This is a genomic window from Exiguobacterium sp. s192, assembly GCF_018618795.1.
Classification (GTDB): Bacteria; Bacillota; Bacilli; order Exiguobacteriales; family Exiguobacteriaceae; genus Exiguobacterium_A; species Exiguobacterium_A undae.
This window is the reverse complement of record NZ_JACSMS010000001.1, coordinates 838,546-855,818: the sequence shown is the minus strand read 5'-3', so window position 1 is coordinate 855,818 and position 17,273 is coordinate 838,546. Positions and strand designations below refer to the sequence as shown.

Sequence of the window (17,273 nt, the reverse complement as noted above, 5' to 3'; positions counted from 1 at the left end):
CCTTTAAGATATGAGGAAGTCACCGGGATTTTCGACATACAACTCAACATGACCGCAACGGGGGCAGACAGCAGCTTTTGCTTCGGCTGATGCTTTGCTGAACAGCCATCCTGGTATTTTAATTTTTAAGCCGTACATGGCTCCTTTGACATGGACTTCACAATCTTCAACCATATCCGATTGACAGGCTGTACATTTACGGATCATTTCAAAACACTCCCTAAAAGATTCTGTCTTCACTGTATCGCATTCCTGATACTTTTTCTATATAATGGTAAAAAGAAATGGGGGAACTGACATGACGACAACGGAATTTTACCAGCACTTACCGGTCCTTGAGACAAAACGATTGATCCTGCGGCCGCTTCAAGCAAGCGATCGTGATGACTTATTCGAATATACACAAGACGAGGAAACTGCTCGTTATGTGACCTGGAATGCCAATCAGACGATCGAACAGGCCGAACAGTTTTTGAACTATGTACTGTCAAACTACACGCAAGGGAAAGAAGCACCGTGGGCCATTGAATGGAAAGAAACCGGCAAGATGATCGGAACGATCGATTTCATTCATCTGTTGCTGGATGAGAATAAACAAGCGGAACTCGGTTATGCGTTATCGCGTCAGTTCTGGGGCAAAGGCATCGTCACGGAAGCGGTCGAATGCGTCATGGCGTACGGTTTTGAAGAACTCAAACTCGAACGGATCCAGGCCCGGTGCATGGAAGGCAACATCGGTTCAGCACGGGTGATGGAAAAAGTCGGCATGACGTACGAGGGAACGTTGCGCCGGTTGATCTTTATCAAAGAAGCATTCCATGACGTTAAGATGTATTCGCTGTTACGTGACGAGTACGTCACGATGCGTCAAGGTTCGGAGTACAATAATAAACAGCATCAATGAGACGAAACCCCCAATCCGGCGAACCGGATTGGGGGTTTTTCTGATCAAAGTGTCTGCTCGACGGAAGAAACATCTACGATTTCAACCGTTTTCGTCACGGTATCAAGAATTCGTGTCCGCGGATCATCTTTTGAAAGGAAGATGGCTTCACCGGTCGCGTCAAACGCAAATGCCGTCGGAATCGAGAAGCCGCAATTGCGGTAAGAGCCGTCGGCGTGACTCGTTCCGAGGAACAGTGCTGATTGCTGGCGGCTGATTTTCTGGGCTTCCCCCGACCAGTCCGCATATTGTTCCTCGCTGAACATCCCGACCCCAATCGGATTAAAGATGAGATCAACGTTGTCGTTCTTCAGACCATCGAGTCCGAGAAAAATCTCGCGGCAGAGCAGATAACCGGTTGATTGACCGTCAATGACGGCAGTCGACGGTGTATAAAGCGGACCGGCTTCCGGCGTTTTTGCCCGGTCGAGGACGATGTCGCCGGCTGCATCGATGATCAATGCCTGATCCAAACGATCCGCGTTACGGTAACCGGTGACGATGATGGTCGCATACTGTTTGGCGAGTTGACAAAGCGTCTCAAGATCCGTGTGTCGGCAATAGCCTTCCGGATACAACAGCAGATCAATGTCAGGATGAGCAGCAATCTCACATCGCAATTGTTCGAGTTGTGTTTCTTGTTTCGGTTGCCCAATTAAAATCTTCATGTCAGCACGTCCTTTTATGTATTCGATGAGTTAAGAAATTTGTTTTGTTGTCTGATCTTCGCGAAAAAACGCTCTCTTGTTTGGTCGCAGAACGCTAACCATCAGCACGAGACTCAATACCGCAAGCAAAACGGCGGCAGAGACAATACTGAATCGAAGCGGGAACAAGTCGCCCGTAAAACCAATTGCTAAAATGAACACGATTTGTACCACACTTTGACCAAGACCATACAGGCTCGTGAAGCGGCCAATCAGCTCACCCGGGACATTGTTTTGATAAAACGTCAGGAAACCGGTTCCGGCAAATGCATTAAAAAACCCGAGTAACAGAAAACCAATCGTCACGATGAGAAAGGAGTCGGCAGTCGCGTAAATCAAGTAGCCGAGCGCAACAAACAGATAACCGCTGACGAGTAACGTCTTTAAGGAAAGACGGTTCGCGAAACGGGCGACGGTCAGGCCACCGAGGACAGAACCGATTCCCGTGATACTGATTAATAATCCGTAATCGGTGGTGGTCAGACCGACGGCTGTCTGTAAAAAGACGACTTCCTGGGCATCCAGCGCGAGAGCAAGACTCATCGTCAACAGACCGAGTATGTAGATCAGGCTGACGAAACGCTCGGTGCGGCTGAAGCGGCTCACGGTCCGCCAATCCGTTGCCAGATCCGCGAGCTGTAGTCTTGGGACAGCTGACGCACGCGGGACAGACGGCAAAGTAAGGAGCAACAGACCGGATACGAGGAACGACATGGCGTTGATCCAAATGGCCACGCCGGGTGTCGCGACGAGCAATAACAATCCGGCGAGTGCCGGACCAATCAAAAAGGCGCTCGACGTAATCAGACTCCGGTATGCATTAAACGACTTGCGCCCAGTTTCCGGAACGACTTGTGTCAGGTAAGTCGTCGCTGCCGGCTCAAAAAATGCTTTGACGAGCGCAAGGGCAAACAGAGTCAGGTAAATCAGCGGTAAGGTCGACAGCAGGGGAAGCAGGGCGACGAGTACCGCCCGAACAATATCCGTCCCGATTAACCACCGGCGGACATCGACCCGGTCAATCACACTGCCGGCCCAAAATTTCATGAACAGAGCAGCAATTGGACCGATGATCCAAAGACCGGCGACCGCAGCGGCGGAACCGGTCAATTGATAAAGGTAGACGTTAATCGCGACCAGATAGATGAAATCACCAAACTGTGAAACCCCGAATGAAGCAAGAAGAATTGAAGCACGAGTCACAATGGTTCACCCACTTTAACCATACATATTTTACCAAAAGTATACAGGAAGTAAGAATGATGTGCTATACCAAAAATCGAATACTGGTTCTGAACGTCAATCCGGTTTCTGAAGTAGTGACTGCAGAAGTGAACTGATCACGCTGAACGTAAACGGAACCAAAATCAGTAGGAAAGCAAAAAGAATGAGACCGGGCGCATCATCACGATTGGCGACGATGAACATGACAGGAAACAAACCGAGTGCGACGGCGCTGATGATGTAACAACATAATGTGATGATCCCGAATGAAGCGGCAATCGGTGTAACGGTTGCGTTCGATTTGAGGGAACGAAGAATTTTCAAGATATGGATGAAGGCAATCAGACAAGGGATGAATGCTAATAGTCCCGCCATCAAAATAAAATAACCCGGTTTATCCAGTAAAATATCCAGTGAGAATCCTTTTTGTGCTCTTTTAATAAACAGGGAAATCGCGACTCCTGCTAATCCGAACAAACCAATCAGCATTCCAGTGAAAACCAGTTGCAAATACACGAGACGCCATTTTTTCATGATCAATCCCTCCTTTCTTTCTGTCAGTATAGAACAACCGACATGAAAGATTGCCCGTCTGAAGGCGGATTTAAGCGAGGGAATCGATTCTTTTTTATTAATTCAAAGCAAAGTACTCGGAATTAAATCGGAAGTATGTTATGCTATAAATAAGAAAAGTAAGGAAGTAAGGAAAATCAGAAAAAGAAAGAAGGAAGTTCGGAATGGAGCTATCCAAGTTGACGTCCAAGGGACAGATTACGATCCCGAAAAAAATCAGACAAGCGTTACAGGTGGAGGAAGGAGATCGCGTTGCATTCATCGAGGAAGACGGGTTTGTCATCATGGCGAAAGCGGATTTAAAACAGCTGCATGACCTTCAAGATATATTGAGTGATGAAAAATTCAAGTCGCTCATCCAAAAAGCCAATCATCATCTATAAACCAATCGATTGACCAATTTAAAGGAGGAACTACAGATGGATATGCGTGAAGTGGATTTACCAGGAATCGGACGGAAGTTCGAAGGCATCACAACTCGAGGAGACAAGGTGGTCGTCATCGTCCATGACGACGGTCGCCGGGAAATGCACCATTATGACGACGACGATTTTGATGAGAGCATCTCGAGCGTGACGTTTAATGACGCCGAAGCCCGTCAGATGGCCGGTATTTTAGGGGGCCTTGCGTACAAACCGAAAGATCTCGAAAAAATTGAACTGGCGTTTGACGATCTTGTCATCGAATGGTTCAAGATCGGGCAAGATTCCGCCGTCAACAACCGGACGATTGGTGAACTTGATGTTCGCAATCAGTATGACATCTCGATCATCGCTGTTCTGAAACACGATAAATCAAAATCGTTGAATCCGGGACCGGATACACGTCTTGAAGCAGGCGATACGATCGTCTTGTCCGGTGAACGTCAACATATCCGCCATATCACGAAAGCCCTATTCTCTATCGAAGGAGGCGGATAATAGATGGATCATTTAATATTTGAAGTTGGTACCGCGCTTATCTTAGTGGCGATCGCAGCATTGCTTGCGAATAAATTGAATTTTTCGATCATTCCGTTTTTAATCATTTTAGGAATGATCGTAGGGCCGCACGCTCCGACAATCGGGATACTAGACTTCAAGTTCATTGAAAGTGCAGAGTTCATCAGTTTTCTCGGACGAATCGGCGTCCTGTTCCTCTTGTTTTATCTCGGATTGGAATTTTCGATCGGCAAGTTGATCCGGTCGGGTAAATCGATCGTCACGAGCGGAACGATTTATCTCTCGATCAACTTTACCGGTGGTCTATTGTACGGCTTCATCGCCGGATTCCCATTATATGAAGTGTTGATCATCGCCGGAATCATCACGATCTCATCCAGTGCCATCGTGGCGAAAGTCCTGGTCGATTTGCGCCGGACCGGGAACACGGAAACGGAATTGATTCTCGGCATCATCATGTTCGAGGACATCTTCCTCGCCGTCTACCTGTCCGTCTTATCAGGACTCCTGCTTGGAGACGGGACGACGTTACTGTCATCTCTGACCTCGATTCTGATTGCCCTCGGATATATGCTGTTGTTCTTCATCATCGCCCGCAAAGCGACACCACTTCTGAATCGGATGTTGAAGATCGCCTCGGACGAAGTCTTTATCATCGTCGTCTTTGCGTCACTGTTCTTCGTTGCCGGTTTCTCAGAAACGATTCACGTCGCGGAAGCGATCGGTGCCTTACTGCTCGGACTCGTCTTTTCGGAAACGGATCAAGGAGAACGGATTGAACATCTTGTCGTCCCGTTCCGTGATTTCTTCGGTGCGATTTTCTTCTTCAGCTTCGGACTGAGCATTGATCCGACGATGCTGCTCGATGCCGTGTGGCTCGCACTTGGTGCCGTCGTCATCACGATTGTCGGGAACTATGTTGCCGGAATGATTGCCGGACGCAGAGCCGGACTGTCGCACAAAGCATCATCGAACATCGGTCTGACGATCGTCTCCCGTGGTGAGTTTTCAATCATCGTCGCGAATCTCGGGATCGCCGGCGGACTGATGGACATCCTGTCGCCGTTCTCCGCCTTGTACGTCTTGATTTTAGCAATCCTCGGACCACTGATGACGAAAGAATCCAAACGGATTTACAACTTCATGAACGGCATCTTTAAATGGACCGAACCGAAACCGAAAAAGTCAAAACCAAAAGCATGATGGCTGGCAGGTGTCAGGTAAAACAGACCCGCATCAAGCAGGTTTTCGAGGCTCCACTGTCGTATTCCTTTAAGTAACCAATCTGTACGAGGAGGGATACAATGAAAGCCGTTATTTGTACTGCCTATGGTCCGCCGGATGTGTTGAAGTTAGAAGAAGTCGAACAGCCTGCCCCAAAAGCATCTGATCTGCTGATTCAGGTACATGCTACCGCCGTGCACTCCGGGGACCGGCGTCTGCGGGCGCTCGACGTCCCGGCAGCCGGAAAGCTCCCGATGCGTCTCGTCGTCGGATGGAAAGCACCGAGACAGCCGATTTTAGGAGTCGTCTTAGCGGGTGAAGTCGTCGCGACGGGTCACCGGGTAAAAAACTTCAAGGTCGGCGATCGGGTCTACGCCCTGACCGGAATGCGTTTTGGCGGCTATGCCGAATATGCCTGTATCAAGGAAAACAAGTGTGTCCAGCAGATGCCGCGTAACGCAAGCTTTGCAGAAGCAGCCAGCCTTCCGTTTGGCGGAACGACCGTCCTGCATTTTTTCCGGAAACTGAATCTCGAGCAGGCGAAGACGATCTTGATCTATGGGGCGTCCGGAGCCGTCGGTTCAATTGCCGTCCAGATTGCGAAACAATATGGTCTTCATGTGACGGCCGTCTGCAGCGGGCGGAATGCGCAATTGGTCAAACAACTTGGCGCGGATGTCGTCGTCGACTATACAACAGATGGTTATGACACTGAACTGACAACGTATGACGCGGTGTTTGATGCGTCTGGTAAGGTGGACAAACGGACAGCCCGGCAGCATGTCAAGGCGGACGGAGCGTTTCGTTCAGTCGCCGGACAAGGTGTCGCCCGGGCGCTGAAGGACGATTTAACCCGGCTGAATGAGTGGTTTGAAGCGGGAAAGATCCAAGCGGTCATCGATACGGTGTATCCGCTTGAGGACATCGTCGCCGCTCACCGTTACGTCGATTCTGGACAGAAGCACGGCAATGTCATTGTGTCGGTTGCCGACGATCATGACTGAACGGATAAAATGAAATACTGTTTTCAAGAAAAAACCTTTGAACACATGCATGAATCAACTGCATTGTTTCAAAGGTTTTTTTCTGTCTGGCAGGTCATTTCAAGACGTCATACGTTGCCATGATGAATTGTCCGGACGGACGGCAACCGGTCAGCCGGAATCGGGTCTCGAGCGTCCCTTCCGGAAACAGCGGGATTCCACTGCCGAGGACGACCGGGGCGATCGCCAGTTCGAGCTGATCAATCAGTTGCAACCGTAACGCTTCTTGAATCAATTCACCGCCGCCGACGAGCCAAATCTTACCGTCAATCGTCGGACCAATCCGGTTGATTAGGGCATCGAGTGGTTCATTCGTGTATATTGCGTGTTCCGACTGTTTGTCCGGTTGCCGGGTCAAGACGTAGTTGTCGATGCTTGGGTATGGATACTCTTCGCTCAGCACCAAGACTTCGTCAAACGTCTTTCGGCCCATGATGACGGCACCGACGTCTTCCATGAACGTCGCGTACCCATTGTCACCGTCGCCTTCGACGGCAAACAGCCAATCGAGTGAATCGTTTGAGCGGGCGATTTTCCCATCTAAACTGCAGGCGATATATAAAACGGTTTTTGTCATCGTAACTCCTCCTGTTGTTTGTTCTACACTTAGTCTACGGTATAATCATGACAAAAGATGTCGTAATTAAAGAGGGGATTTTTTATGAAAAGTCGTCATTTAAAAGTCATGCGTCTGCTGAACCGGCAACAACTGCTGACGGCACGGGAATTGGCGGACGCCTGCGGAGTTTCCTTGCGGACGATCCAGCGTGATTTGCTCGAACTCGAAGCGAACGGGTACCCGATTTACAGTGAACGGGGAGCCGCCGGCGGGTACCGTGTCCTGCCGAACCGGTTGTTGCCGCCGCTGGCCTTACGGGAACAGGAAGCCATCACGCTGTTTTTGATGCTCGATTGGGTCGGACAGATTCCCGACCTGCCGTTTGGTGCGTTGCGGGGCAATCTTGCCGAGTGGTATCTGCACGACCTGCCGTCTGATCTCGAAGCCAAGATGGACCGCTTAAAAGGACGGGTCCGCTTTGCGCGACCGGATACACCACCGTCTCCTTTGACGCGTGATTTGTTGCGTTTGATGGAGGCGGAAGTCAAAGGCGAAATCACGTACGAGACGACAGGCGGTCGGCGGACAATTCTAATCGATCCGATCGGTCTGACGTTTGATCGCAACCGCTGGTATCTGCTCGCGCAGACAGACCGTGGGCTGCGCCAGTACCGGGTCGACCGGGTGGAGCAGGTGCAACAGACGGCCCTCCCGTCAGACCGGATGACGTTCGAAGAGGCCGACCAACACGGACAGGCAGGGGAACAGGTAACGGTCCGCTTGGAATTGACAACGCTCGGAGAACGGTTGCTCGAAGGAATCCTGCCGCTGAACGAACAACGCACATGGTCGGTCCCTGTTGCTGAATTACCGTTTCTCGGCCGGCAATTGTTTGGGCTCGGTCGGGAGGTCAAGGTGTTGGAACCAGCGTCACTGATCGACGATCTTCAAAACCAAGCGCGCGCGTTGCTTGCAGCATATGACGATTGAAAAGGGGAGAATCCCCTAAGTCAGTGAGAAATTATGTTACGATATAACCAGAGAAACAGTGAAAGAATGGAAGGGGTTTTCTATGGAAACGTTATCACTGATTTTATTAATGCTTGCCTTAATCATCTTGACGCAAGTACTCGGGCATTACATTCGCTTCATCCCGACCGCCTTGATTCAAATTCTCGTCGGAACGATTGCCGCATTGTTAATCAGCGGTTTGAAGATTGAAGTCGAATCGGAATGGTTCCTGCTGTTATTCATTGCACCACTCCTTTATAACGACAGTTCACATTTCCCGCGCGAAGAACTCTGGAAGATGCGGGCTGCGATTTTCGGAAATGCCATCGTCCTCGTGTTGCTGACGACGATCATCGGCGGTTACTTCATCAACTGGCTGGTACCGGTGATTCCACTCGCGGCAGCCTTTGCGCTTGCAGCGATTCTTTCGCCGACTGATCCGATTGCCGTCAACGGGATTGCGAAACGGGTCCAGATACCGGAACAGATTCTCAACTTAGTCCGCGGAGAGTCATTGATCAATGACGCGTCGGGACTGGTCGCCTTCAGCTATGCGGTCGCAGCGGTCGTCACCGGTTACTTTTCGATTCAACAAGCGACGACGGAATTCATCTACATGTTCGCTGTCGGAGCCGTCGTGGGTCTGGCGATCAGTATCGCAATGAACTGGCTGAAGATGAAATTACGCCGGACAGGGATTGAAGATGTTGTCTTTTATGCCTTGTTGCAAATTTTGACGCCGTTCATCATCTTCTTCGTCGCAGAAGAAGTTTTGCATGCCTCCGGTGTCATCGCCGTCGTTACGGGCGGGATTCTCCACGCCTTGATCAAGGAACGGACAGAAACGTTTTTTGCCCAGGAGCAGACGTTGACCGACAACATCTGGACGATGATCGCCTACATCTTAAACGGGATTATCTTCTTGTTGCTCGGCTTGACATTACCGGAAGCGACGCGGGAAATCTTTGCCGATGACGCGATCAACAACTGGCGCTTGATGTTGTTCGTCATTGAAATCGGTGGGGTCATCCTCTTGATTCGTCTGGTTTGGACGATGTTCTTCAATTGGTTCGACCACCGTTTCCTGAAAAAAGCGGATCATCAAAAACCGTCCTTTAAACAGGATGTCATCACGACACTCGTCGGCGTCCGCGGAACGATCACGATGGTCGGGGTCTTGTCGTTACCGTTCTTAACCAACTCGGGACAAGCGTTCCCGGAACGGTCACTGATCATTTTCCTTGCGGCCGGCGTCATCATCTTCACACTCGTTCTGGCGACAGTCCTCTTGCCGCTGCTCAACCGCGGAGAGGCAGATGCCCAACCGGAACTGGATCTAAATTCGTTTAAACAACGGATGGTGACACGCGCCATCACGGAAATCAAGCAGGTCGTCAACGAAGAAAACTCGACCGTCGCCTTTGACTTGTTAAACGAATATCATGTCATGCTACGTCTGTTACGGGCACAGGAGAAAAGTGAAGAAGAATTGACTCACTTCAATGAACAACTGAAAAAACTGCGTCTCGAAGCAGTCCAGTGGGAACGTGACTTCACGAAACAGTTCCTTGCCGATCATGAGACACCGGACCAATTGAAGAAAGAAGTTTTCCGGTCAATCGACAACCGACGCGAAGCGATTGACAAAGAGGCGCGTTTCCGGCTGACACAACCGATCCGGAAGATCCTTTGGAAACGGAGACGGTCGAATATGTCGTCCGACCAGTTGATCCGGCTGACGCAAGTCGAGCATGAACTGTACGAACAGGTCATGGGTGAAGTCATCGCCCGGCTCGAAGGATGCCGCGGCGATTATCCGGTCGATGTCGTGCAAAGCGTGCTCGAATTCTACAAACGGTTACGCTTCAAGCATACCCGCTGGTCGTCACCGGTCGGCGGGAAAGCCGACGTCGATCAACAAAAAGAAGAACTCTGTTTGCGGGCAATCGAAGTCCAGCGTCAAGAAATCGCTTCGATGTCGAAGGAAGGCGATTTGTCCGGCGAAGAAGAAAAAGAGTTACGCCGGTTCATTCACTATATCGAAAGTGTCGTTCTTTACGAATATGTAGAATGAACGGAAAAATAGGATTGTCTTAAAAGTGAGGATGTCTCTTGATTAAAATGAACAAAAGGAGGGAAATTTCCGGAGTGAATCGGGGAATTTTCCTCCTTTTCCTTATGGGACACTGTGTGACGTACAGACGACGGGTTTCACAATTGAAGAGGTCTTATTTGATGTGTGTTTTGGCTACCCGTCGTCACTAGTCCGACACGATCTTCCAGTTCTTTATAAGTAGCAAGAATCGTGCTCAGCAAATAGTTAATCCAAGGGAACGGATCTTGTTGGTCTGGTGCATACGCACGGAGAATAGGCGGAGTGATTCATAATAATCTTTCTTCCGAGAATCGACGTTCTTTGAGACTTATGCGTCCGACCTTAAAATTGTACTGATCGAGTAGGATGGTTGTTAACAACCGTTCCATCCAGCTATTCCTTTCATTGAACGATAATCTAAGTCGTACTGATTCGTATATTGAGAAGCTTACCTGTCAATTGTGACCGTCAAGAAGAATATTCATTTTTGTATACAAAATAACTGTTTTACACACATGTTTGCTCTTATTTCTTGTAAACCATAAAAGATATTAAATATTTTTTAATCATAATCCCCTCCAGTTTAAATTGACCTGGAGGGGATTGTATTTAACTACCTTCTAATTCAATTTTGACTGTTGTTGGTTTTGGGAAAGCTTCATCTGCTGCATATAGAACGAATACTTTTTGATCAATAGGTACCTGATATACTAAATCGACAAGAGACTTATACGGAGAAATATACTGATAGCCATATTTCCAAGCTTTTTCATTATGATTGACATAATCAACGGTCGTATATTCTTTACCATTTAGGGAAGTAAGTGTAAACGTTCCTGGTCTGTAAGTCGAATAGGCACCTTCACTTCGTGTATCAGAGTTGTGCATGAATACAGGAATCGTCACATACCGATAACCTGTTTTTTCTTTTAAATTTAATTCTTTCGGTGTCGAAATGAGTGGCTTGGCGTAAAACAGCTCGTATTTTGCTTTCGGATCGCCCGGGTACGTTTGGATAACACCTTTCTTCATTAGTTTTTTAAGAGCGGGACTCTGATTAAATGTTTTTGTGACATTTTTGGACGTTTTTTCAGCAGCTAAATCTTTTAATTTTTGTCCGCTTGTTTGCTGTTTCAGTGGAGAACTCTGTGGTGGAGCCGTCGATGACTCAGTCGAGGCAAATAAGAACAGGCTCACGACACCGATACATAATGAAGCGGCGATTGATCCGAGTGCCCACTTGAAACGACGTTCTGTCGTTTTCTTATTTTCGACGATAGTGCCAAGAGCGGCGTTTGGTGTAATCCGGACTGCGCGTTGTGCCGGAAGGGAGGCACCTAGAACGCCTGTCACCATCGGAATCAACAGCATGATGCTCAAGAAGCCTAGTTCATTCGTCGGGAACTGATTGTAGACGAAACCGATTAGTCCAAGTGCAATCAACAATCCGATGATGCCGGCACCTAGACCAGTCATCAGACCCTCACTCAAAACCAAAGTACGAACCTGAGCATCACGCCATCCCGTAGCCTTCAAGACGGCGAGCTGACTTTTCCGTTCGTTTACGTTTTGCCACATGATTTCAGTCGTCGTTAAAATCGCAATCAAGAGCGCGACACCCATCGCGACATAATGCATGGTGCCTACTTCTAAAGCGACATACTCACCAAGCCATGTAGCGTATAGGACGCCCTTCAGACGAAACGTAATGAACAGGAAGAAGATAAAGAGACTTGTCGGCAAAGCGATTGCGATCACAGAAAGTAACGTTCGTTGCCAATACGTCGCAAGTTGGTTAACGCTCATTCCAAGAACACTACGTGCCCGAACGAAGCGACGCCCTTTTGAGACCTCTCCTGTGCGCATACTTTCATATGGTTTAATCTTACGAATCAAGGTCATTGGAACAAGTGTACCGCCCCAATAGATAATCAGTCCTACGAGTCCGATTAACAGGATTCTACCGAGCGCAATCGGATGGGAAGTCGTGATCCAGAACGAGCTAAGTATTGTCCAAGCGATCAGTGTGACGAGTGAACCGAGAAGCGTTGCCTCCAAGAATAATAGTTTTGACAACTGCCGTGGTCGCCACCCAAGAGATAGTAGGATCGCGAACTCCTTTTTACGGGCATAAAGCAAAATAATATTTGAGCTGAAGACATAGACGATTGCAACCGCGATGACGCTCGCGATGATGCCGCTCATGCCGACCTTTGCCTCTTGGAAGATTGCCATCGATGAGCCGAGTTTAATCCAGGGTTGCTGGACCCAACCGAGAGCAGATTCGCCCTTTAACCCTGGTAAATATGTCAGTGCAAGTTGTGGTGATGAGCCCAGCGTGACATCAGTAGTCAGTCCAGTCTTTTCTTCGATTTCTTTAGCGACTGCCTGTAACTTTTTCTCACTCGTCGCGTTCATTGTTTCCACACCTTTAACATTGACGCGGATAGCTGATATGGCTTTTTTACCGCGTATTTTGAATGCTGCATCTAGAGTGGTCAGCATCGAAGGTGGCTTAGTTAGAAAATCATAGGGATCGTTTGCTGGTTTGACGTCACGAACCGGATTGACAGGACGATCATTTTGATCCATCACCCATTGTGCTTTGGAGGGGAAATACGTCTCCATAGGTAATTCAGTTAACGGATCTTTTGAAACATTCAATTTTTTAGGATTGAATACACCAATGTAATTCAATCTTACTTGAGGCCAGTCATTGATATTATCTCCAAATGTACGTGCTTCACGGTACATGCTTCGTTTTGCAAGTAACGATTCTTTAGGAACTTCTTTTGGTTGAACTTGATAAGTAAATGGCCATCTGGAAGCATGTGGACTCTCGACAGAACGATAATCGACAGGTGAAGGTTTTAAGCCAATGGGTGAGAGTGAATCACTATTAGTGGAGTCGCCTGTAGGTAACGTATTATTCAAAATGTCACTTACAAGTTTCTTTTGGACATCCTGTGTTGTAATCGTATAGGTTTTATCTTCTGTTGTTGAGAGGGTCCGAAGATAGTCCTCTCCTCCTTTTTTCTCGATCTTCTGAACAGTTGCACTGATAGAATTATCGACGAGAGGAATCTCCACTTTTTCATACGTATAGGTACGTGTCGCATCGACGTATTCACGGTTGTTTAAAAGTATCGGGATTGATGTGGCGTTATCGCCATAAGGTGTAGCTAAATCGTTTTTCGTAAAATAATGACTATATTCACTTTTTTCTGTTGCTTGATTTAAGCCGACCAGCTCGGCTTCTGCTTCTGGGTCGATGCCAGCGATCATGACTTCACTGCCGAATTCATAAAGTGGTTGCTTTCCGAGTGCTTGAGGTGAGACACCTGTTTTTGTTGCATTACCACTAGGTTCCCATCCGGCAGCTAGAAATAGCGTGTACTCGTAAGAATCTTTCTGAAGACCAGTATTTTGTGTATCTTTAATCTTTAATCGATAGATACCTTCTTTATCGATCGTATGTGTTCCTACACTACTTGAAGTCCGATTATAGCCAATCATGGCAATAGGAGCGGCAACTTCGACATCAGCGATCTTTTTGATTGTTTCGTACTGCTTTCGCGTGATTCCACCGTCGAGCCCACTCATGTAGTTTGGTTCGAGCAGATTCAAATCCTCCGTCACACTACGACTGCCTTCCGGTCGAACGACGATGTCGTAGGATGATCCCCAACGTTTTTGGAGCTCATCGACGACCGTCCCATTGTTCGCTTGTGTTGTTCCAATCAAATAACTCAGTCCCGTACTAACGATTAAGACACCGACGAGAAGGAGAATGAAGCGCTCCTTATTGCGCCACCAGGAATTCCAGATGAACTTAAACATAAGCAGGCACCTCCGACGAATCGACGACCCGACCATCTTTCATCGTAATCGTCCGGTTCGCGCGTGCGGCGAGTTCAGGATCATGCGTGACGAAGAAGACGCCACAGGCGCTCTCATGGTTGAGTTTCGTCAAAAGACTGAAGATGACCTCACCGGTTGCTGTGTCAAGATTCCCAGTCGGTTCATCCGCGAGCAACCACTTCGGGCGATGGATGAGAGCGCGGGCGACGGCGACACGTTGCTGTTGTCCACCAGAGAGTTGAGAAGGGAGAGAGTGAATCTTGTCTGCGAGTCCGACCTCCTCGAGGAGCTCGAGTGCCCGTTTTTCCTTATCGTAATTGACTTTGCGTCCGAAGAGCGGAGCGAGCACGTTCTCAAGTGCCGTCAGCGTTGGGATGAGGTGAAACTGCTGGAAGATGAAACCGATGTTCTCGAACCTGAAGTCTGAGAGTTGCTTCGCATTTAATTTGGAGATGTCTTTTCCGTCAAACAGTAATTCTCCTGAAGTCGGAGTGTCGAGTGTCCCAAGAATACTGAGCAACGTCGACTTACCAGAACCGGAAGGTCCGATAATCGAAATGAAGTCACCTTCGGCGAAGTCGAGCTGGATGTCCTGTAATGCGAACGTCTCGTTTTCACCTGTCTGGAACGATTTCGTTATATTTTTGCATATAAACGAATAAGCCATGTACCTCACCTCCTAAAAAGCGTATTTGTTTAATCCCATATGTAAGTAATAAAACCCATTACTTTCCTATTATAACCATAAAAACACTGTTGTTAAACCATTAAAATACAGAAATATCTGAAAAATAAGTCAATTATCTTAGTAATGAATCTAATCTAGTAAAAATATTCATTCTACTCTTTGAATAATGAATATATTCGTTTCTGCTCATCAAGTAGGTATTAGTTAATATTACATGCGAATACAGATAACTATCGTGTCAAGACAAGCAAAATGAAAACAAAGAAGTCCACATCTGAGAAATGATGTGGACTTCTTTCTATAATAACGATGCTATTTGCCAGGTTAAGTATTTAAATATTCTTCACGACGATTATTTATAAATATCCCGACGATGCCCTATCTCAAGAATTAAGATCACGACTTTTTCATCCTGGATGTCAGCAATCAGACGATAATCACCGATGCGATAACGCCATTCGCCTGAGCGATTCGAGACAAGTCCTTTTCCATGACGACGCGGATCATCTGTCCCGACAAGATTCTTCTTGATCCAGGACATGATAATCCGCGCTTGTTGAGGGTCCATCTTCTTAAGAGATTTTTGAGCCCCGCGCTCGAACTCTACATTATAAGCCGTCATTCTAAATCAAGTTCCTTCATCATGTCGTCGAAAGAAATCGCTTCTGAGTTTTTACGGTGTGCTGTCATGGAATCATGATAGAGTTGTAAATCGATTTCGTCTTCGATACGATTGAGGACGGCATCGCGTACGAGTGTAGAAATCGTGATGTTTTTCGCCTTCGCATATTCCTTGATGAGGCGTGTATCCTGATCATCCAGACGTACAGAAATCGTACTCATGATTATCATCTCCTTTGTAATACATTGTAATACATTTTCGGATTTTAGTATATATGCGGATGAATTCGATGAGTCAGGATAGAAGTCTCTTAGCAGAGAAAATGAGATGAACATGTTCCTATCAATATTAACTTGACCATACCTATCGATTGCATACCGTGACTACTTTTTCTTCATTCTGATTATAAAAAAAAATAGCGATGATCACTTCATTGCTGACTTAGGGTCTCTATATATCGTAAGAAAAGCATTACATCTATCTCGATTCGATGTGTGTGGTACTATTTTGTCTCTTCAGATTGAAGGAAGAGTTGGTGTGATTGCTCCTCTTTTTAATTCTTTCTACTTGTTAACGTTTCTCTCATAAGGGTTACCTTTATTGAACCGATTGACTATTTAGAATTGATTAGGTAAATAACAAGCGTGATTATAGTAAAATGACAATCAGTACCTTAAAAACGATGGAGGTCATTTAATGATAAGAAAAGAAACACCAATAGAAGAAGAGCTCTTATTTGAAGCAATAAATCATGCGGGTGTCTCTTTGCCTGTCATGATTGGGGAAGGAGCGTGGCACATGGCATGGAAAGTGACGAAAAAGGATGAGGAGTTGGTGCTTCGAATTCCGAAAAAAGTTGCTTACGGAAAGCCAGTTCCATTCAATCAAGACGCATTGATGGCAGAATATTCGGCAACAAAATGGTATTACGAATCCGTGAATCAAATGGTCCCAGGTAGTGCACCAGCACTTTTTAAATTTCATGTTACGTCTAAGCTTACATATACGTTGGAGTCATTTGGTGGAAAATCATTGCCTTTAAGAGAAATGTCGCTAGTCGAAGCGTTGCGTGTAGGTAGACAAATTGGAGCCATCTATCGAAAAATGGAAAGCCTTACACCTGAAATGGAGGGATTTGGTCGTTTAGTATGGACAGAAAATAAAGGACTCCATGGAATTAGAAACGAGGAATTTCAGGCGTTTTTTAAAGAAACAAGCTTAAAACACATCCATAATCATCAAAAGCTAGTTAACGCGTATCCGATGTTTCAAAACAATAGGGTGGAACATGCACTTCAAGTAGTGACTACGAATCGAAATCGCCGAATCGTTTCGGCAAGATTAGTCAATCAAGACGTCTCACCCGAAAACATTTTGTGGGGAGGGGACAGCGTCTGCCTGATTGATCCGTACCCGATTGTTTATGAACCTCGTGAAATGGCCGGTAATTTCATGAACTTGTACAAGACTTTGTTTAGAATGTTGGCAAATACCCAACGCTACAAAAAACACCAGTTTGAGAAATGTAAGGATATTCTAAAGACTATAGCTACAGGATTTCTTGATGGATATAGTGATGGTAATCTAGCTGTTTCTCAAGAAGTCAGAGGTGAGCAGTACCTTCAATTGATCGAAACGGCTTATCAACATCATTGCTTGTTAATTCGAACAATGACGTCAGAGGATATCATTCGATACGGACATCGGAAAGAAATCGAAAAACGTCTGGCTATTTTAGGTGATGAGATAAAACAATTTGCCGAGACTTACTTCTTCTGACTT

The 17,273-nt window shown here is 46.9% G+C and carries 17 protein-coding genes; 8 read left to right on the top strand and 9 right to left on the bottom strand.

What is annotated here, in order from left to right:
• Window positions 1-3: 3 nt before the first annotated feature.
• Entirely contained in the window at window positions 4-207 is a 204-nt protein-coding gene (locus KNP87_RS04505; protein WP_051524838.1) for a hypothetical protein, read from the bottom strand.
• A gap of 91 nt (window positions 208-298) precedes the next feature.
• Here KNP87_RS04505 and KNP87_RS04500 point away from each other — a divergent pair, with 91 nt between their 5' ends.
• Window positions 299-904 (top strand): GNAT family N-acetyltransferase, encoded by a 606-nt coding sequence (locus tag KNP87_RS04500; protein WP_214720961.1) that lies wholly within the window; start codon window positions 299-301, stop codon window positions 902-904.
• Between the two features lie 44 nt (window positions 905-948).
• Here KNP87_RS04500 and KNP87_RS04495 read toward each other — a convergent pair whose 3' ends face one another.
• The 3 genes from KNP87_RS04495 to KNP87_RS04485 form a co-directional block, all read right to left on the bottom strand.
• A complete protein-coding gene (locus KNP87_RS04495; protein ID WP_026833038.1) occupies window positions 949-1,611 on the bottom strand; it encodes a hypothetical protein in 663 nt (220 codons plus the stop codon).
• A gap of 30 nt (window positions 1,612-1,641) precedes the next feature.
• Complete coding sequence (locus KNP87_RS04490; RefSeq protein ID WP_026833037.1) at window positions 1,642-2,853, bottom strand: MFS transporter; 1,212 nt, start codon at window positions 2,851-2,853, stop codon at window positions 1,642-1,644.
• A 96-nt stretch (window positions 2,854-2,949) separates the two neighbouring features.
• Window positions 2,950-3,408, bottom strand: coding sequence for a DUF2975 domain-containing protein (locus tag KNP87_RS04485; RefSeq protein ID WP_026833036.1), 459 nt, complete (start codon window positions 3,406-3,408; stop codon window positions 2,950-2,952).
• A gap of 203 nt (window positions 3,409-3,611) precedes the next feature.
• Between KNP87_RS04485 and KNP87_RS04480 the strand changes: the two genes are divergently transcribed.
• From KNP87_RS04480 to KNP87_RS04465, 4 genes are all read left to right on the top strand, one after another.
• A complete protein-coding gene (locus tag KNP87_RS04480; protein WP_026833035.1) occupies window positions 3,612-3,830 on the top strand; it encodes an AbrB/MazE/SpoVT family DNA-binding domain-containing protein in 219 nt (72 codons plus the stop codon).
• A gap of 36 nt (window positions 3,831-3,866) precedes the next feature.
• Window positions 3,867-4,367 (top strand): cation:proton antiporter regulatory subunit, encoded by a 501-nt coding sequence (locus KNP87_RS04475; protein ID WP_026833034.1) that lies wholly within the window; start codon window positions 3,867-3,869, stop codon window positions 4,365-4,367.
• Between the two features lie 3 nt (window positions 4,368-4,370).
• Complete coding sequence (locus KNP87_RS04470) at window positions 4,371-5,591, top strand: cation:proton antiporter (protein WP_214720960.1); 1,221 nt, start codon at window positions 4,371-4,373, stop codon at window positions 5,589-5,591.
• A 101-nt stretch (window positions 5,592-5,692) separates the two neighbouring features.
• Window positions 5,693-6,616: an NAD(P)-dependent alcohol dehydrogenase gene (locus KNP87_RS04465; protein WP_214720959.1), complete on the top strand. Its 924-nt coding sequence runs from the start codon at window positions 5,693-5,695 to the stop codon at window positions 6,614-6,616.
• A 94-nt stretch (window positions 6,617-6,710) separates the two neighbouring features.
• Here the strand turns inward: KNP87_RS04465 and KNP87_RS04460 are convergent, their stop codons facing one another.
• Window positions 6,711-7,232 (bottom strand): dihydrofolate reductase family protein, encoded by a 522-nt coding sequence (locus KNP87_RS04460; RefSeq protein WP_147511299.1) that lies wholly within the window; start codon window positions 7,230-7,232, stop codon window positions 6,711-6,713.
• Window positions 7,233-7,316: 84 nt separating this feature from the next.
• Here KNP87_RS04460 and KNP87_RS04455 point away from each other — a divergent pair, with 84 nt between their 5' ends.
• Together KNP87_RS04455 and KNP87_RS04450 are read left to right on the top strand one after the other, a co-directional pair.
• Entirely contained in the window at window positions 7,317-8,204 is an 888-nt protein-coding gene (locus tag KNP87_RS04455) for a helix-turn-helix transcriptional regulator (protein ID WP_214720958.1), read from the top strand.
• Between the two features lie 82 nt (window positions 8,205-8,286).
• Window positions 8,287-10,299, top strand: a complete 2,013-nt coding sequence (locus tag KNP87_RS04450) for a Na+/H+ antiporter (protein WP_026833030.1) — start codon at window positions 8,287-8,289, stop codon at window positions 10,297-10,299.
• 630 nt (window positions 10,300-10,929) lie between these two features.
• Here the strand turns inward: KNP87_RS04450 and KNP87_RS04445 are convergent.
• The 4 genes from KNP87_RS04445 to relB form a co-directional block, all read right to left on the bottom strand.
• The gene (locus KNP87_RS04445) at window positions 10,930-14,160 is read right to left on the bottom strand and encodes an ABC transporter permease (protein WP_214720957.1); all 3,231 of its coding nucleotides are present in this window, start codon (window positions 14,158-14,160) and stop codon (window positions 10,930-10,932) included.
• On the bottom strand, window positions 14,153-14,848 hold the full coding sequence (locus KNP87_RS04440; RefSeq protein ID WP_214720956.1) for an ABC transporter ATP-binding protein: 696 nt from the start codon (window positions 14,846-14,848) through the stop codon (window positions 14,153-14,155). The genes KNP87_RS04445 and KNP87_RS04440 overlap by 8 nt, the downstream gene beginning before the upstream one ends.
• A 373-nt stretch (window positions 14,849-15,221) precedes the next feature.
• Window positions 15,222-15,491, bottom strand: coding sequence for a type II toxin-antitoxin system RelE family toxin (locus KNP87_RS04435; RefSeq protein ID WP_035408288.1), 270 nt, complete (start codon window positions 15,489-15,491; stop codon window positions 15,222-15,224).
• Complete coding sequence (relB, locus tag KNP87_RS04430) at window positions 15,488-15,712, bottom strand: type II toxin-antitoxin system RelB family antitoxin (RefSeq protein ID WP_214720955.1); 225 nt, start codon at window positions 15,710-15,712, stop codon at window positions 15,488-15,490. Before relB ends, KNP87_RS04435 begins: the two co-directional genes overlap by 4 nt.
• A 475-nt stretch (window positions 15,713-16,187) precedes the next feature.
• Here relB and KNP87_RS04425 point away from each other — a divergent pair, with 475 nt between their 5' ends.
• Entirely contained in the window at window positions 16,188-17,270 is a 1,083-nt protein-coding gene (locus tag KNP87_RS04425) for a hypothetical protein (protein ID WP_214720954.1), read from the top strand.
• Window positions 17,271-17,273: the final 3 nt, after the last annotated feature.

Coding starts and splice junctions, on each gene's coding strand:
- KNP87_RS04505 (WP_051524838.1), bottom strand. CDS start 207: ATGATCCGTAAATGTACAGCCTGTCAATCGGATATGGTTGAAGATTGT.
- KNP87_RS04500 (WP_214720961.1), top strand. CDS start 299: ATGACGACAACGGAATTTTACCAGCACTTACCGGTCCTTGAGACAAAA.
- KNP87_RS04495 (WP_026833038.1), bottom strand. CDS start 1,611: ATGAAGATTTTAATTGGGCAACCGAAACAAGAAACACAACTCGAACAA.
- KNP87_RS04485 (WP_026833036.1), bottom strand. CDS start 3,408: ATGAAAAAATGGCGTCTCGTGTATTTGCAACTGGTTTTCACTGGAATG.
- KNP87_RS04480 (WP_026833035.1), top strand. CDS start 3,612: ATGGAGCTATCCAAGTTGACGTCCAAGGGACAGATTACGATCCCGAAA.
- KNP87_RS04475 (WP_026833034.1), top strand. CDS start 3,867: ATGGATATGCGTGAAGTGGATTTACCAGGAATCGGACGGAAGTTCGAA.
- KNP87_RS04470 (WP_214720960.1), top strand. CDS start 4,371: ATGGATCATTTAATATTTGAAGTTGGTACCGCGCTTATCTTAGTGGCG.
- KNP87_RS04465 (WP_214720959.1), top strand. CDS start 5,693: ATGAAAGCCGTTATTTGTACTGCCTATGGTCCGCCGGATGTGTTGAAG.
- KNP87_RS04460 (WP_147511299.1), bottom strand. CDS start 7,232: ATGACAAAAACCGTTTTATATATCGCCTGCAGTTTAGATGGGAAAATC.
- KNP87_RS04455 (WP_214720958.1), top strand. CDS start 7,317: ATGAAAAGTCGTCATTTAAAAGTCATGCGTCTGCTGAACCGGCAACAA.
- KNP87_RS04450 (WP_026833030.1), top strand. CDS start 8,287: ATGGAAACGTTATCACTGATTTTATTAATGCTTGCCTTAATCATCTTG.
- KNP87_RS04445 (WP_214720957.1), bottom strand. CDS start 14,160: ATGTTTAAGTTCATCTGGAATTCCTGGTGGCGCAATAAGGAGCGCTTC.
- KNP87_RS04440 (WP_214720956.1), bottom strand. CDS start 14,848: ATGGCTTATTCGTTTATATGCAAAAATATAACGAAATCGTTCCAGACA.
- KNP87_RS04435 (WP_035408288.1), bottom strand. CDS start 15,491: ATGACGGCTTATAATGTAGAGTTCGAGCGCGGGGCTCAAAAATCTCTT.
- relB (WP_214720955.1), bottom strand. CDS start 15,712: ATGAGTACGATTTCTGTACGTCTGGATGATCAGGATACACGCCTCATC.
- KNP87_RS04425 (WP_214720954.1), top strand. CDS start 16,188: ATGATAAGAAAAGAAACACCAATAGAAGAAGAGCTCTTATTTGAAGCA.